1 protein-coding gene is annotated in these 1,822 nt (G+C 37.8%); it reads left to right on the top strand.

The annotated features are described in order from the left end of the window. Nucleotides 1–214 precede the first annotated feature (214 nt). Nucleotides 215–1,675, top strand: a complete 1,461-nt coding sequence (locus V7183_RS00840) for an alanine/glycine:cation symporter family protein (protein WP_335358424.1) — start codon at nt 215–217, stop codon at nt 1,673–1,675. The last annotated feature ends 147 nt before the right edge of the window (nt 1,676–1,822 follow it).

Here is a 1,822-nt window from a genome sequence, read left to right as displayed (position 1 = left end):
GCCAAGTTAAAACAAAGAGAGAAAACGAGTACAGGTCACTTTTTGTTCTTCATAGCAGCGATTTATATGATGGAAAATCAAATTGTATATATACTTTGTTTTTTTATGCAAAAATATGTTTGCTTTATTAAAATAATATTGTCATAGATTACATATACATTTATAATTTTATATATATTCTGAATATTCTTTATAAAAGGGGAGGGGGAATAATTTGGAGACTTTCGTAAATTGGTTAAATAATATTGTATGGAGTCCCGCACTCGTTTATTTATGTTTAGGCGTAGGTTTATATTTTTCAATTCGAACGAGATTTTTACAAGTTAGACATGTGGGCGAAATGGTGAGGCTTACATTTCAAGGGGAAAAATCAGAAGCAGGTGTTTCTTCATTCCAAGCGCTAGCACTCTCATTATCTGGACGCGTAGGAACAGGAAATATTGCTGGTGTTGCAACAGCAATCGCATTTGGTGGTCCAGGGGCTGTATTTTGGATGTGGGCGGTAGCTTTTTTAGGTGCAGGGTCTGCTTATGTAGAATCGACGCTTGCACAAATATACAAAACGAAGCACCAAGGTCAATTCCGTGGTGGCCCAGCTTACTACATTGAAAAAGGACTAGGAATTAAATGGTACGCTCTCGTATTTGTTGCAGCGACAATTTTAGCAACTGGGACGTTACTACCAGGTGTTCAAGCAAATAGTATTGCTGTAAGCTTGGAAACAGCTTTTGGTGTTAGCACATCTGTATCAGGAGCAGTATTAGTAGTTGTATTAGCGCTTATTATTTTTGGAGGAGTTAAGCGAATTGTTAACGTAGCGCAAGTTGTTGTGCCATTTATGGCAGTTGGATATATTCTTGTAGCTTGCGTAATTGTAGCTATGAATATTGAAAAATTACCAGAAGCGTTTATGTTGATTTTAAAAAGTGCATTTGCTTTAGAAGCTGCTTTTGGTGGGATTATTGGTTTAGCAATTTCTTGGGGCGTAAAACGTGGTATTTATTCAAATGAGGCAGGACAAGGGACTGGCCCGCATGCTGCCGCAGCTGCTGAAGTATCGCATCCAGCTAAACAAGGTTTAGTGCAAGCATTTTCCGTTTACATTGATACATTATTTGTTTGTTCAGCAACAGCATTTATGATGATTATTACAGGCATGTATAACGTATTTGATGCAAGCGGAAAAAACTTCATCGTAAATAAGCTAAATGGTGCACAGCCAGGTCCTGGATATACACAGGCGGCAGTAGAATCTGTTTTCCCTGGGTTTGGAAGCGGTTTCGTAGCTATTTCTCTATTCTTCTTTGCTTTCACAACAATTATGGCGTATTACTACATTGCAGAGACAAATATTGCATATTTAAATCGTGATAAAAATCGTCCGTGGATGTCGCTTATATTAAAATTCGTTTTTCTAGGAGTTGTATTCTATGGCTGTGTGAAAACAGCAGAAACAGCTTGGGCTCTTGGTGATATTGGTGTGGGAATTATGGCATGGGTTAACATTATTGCGATTTTATTCTTACAGAAGCCAGCTCTCCTTGCATTAAAGGACTATGAAAAGCAGAAAAAAGAAGGGAAAGACCCTGTGTTTGACCCAAAAGAATTAGGAATTAAAAATGCTGATTTCTGGGAGCATGAATACGGGAAAAATAAAAAAGAAGAAGTGTCATAAGAAGATACAAACAAAAAAAGCAAAGGGAGCTCCCTTTGCTTTTTTTGTTTGTAAAACGGAGAATCTGCATATACATCAATTAAAAAAAGGCATAAAACCCCTCCTTTTAGGCGGGAGAGAGCATCCGGCCATGCATAGAAGCGGTTA

The sequence above is a fragment of the Bacillus sp. JJ1127 genome, from assembly GCF_036965845.1.
Classification (GTDB): Bacteria; Bacillota; Bacilli; order Bacillales; family Bacillaceae_G; genus Bacillus_A.
This window is presented reverse-complemented; position numbering and strand designations above follow the sequence as displayed.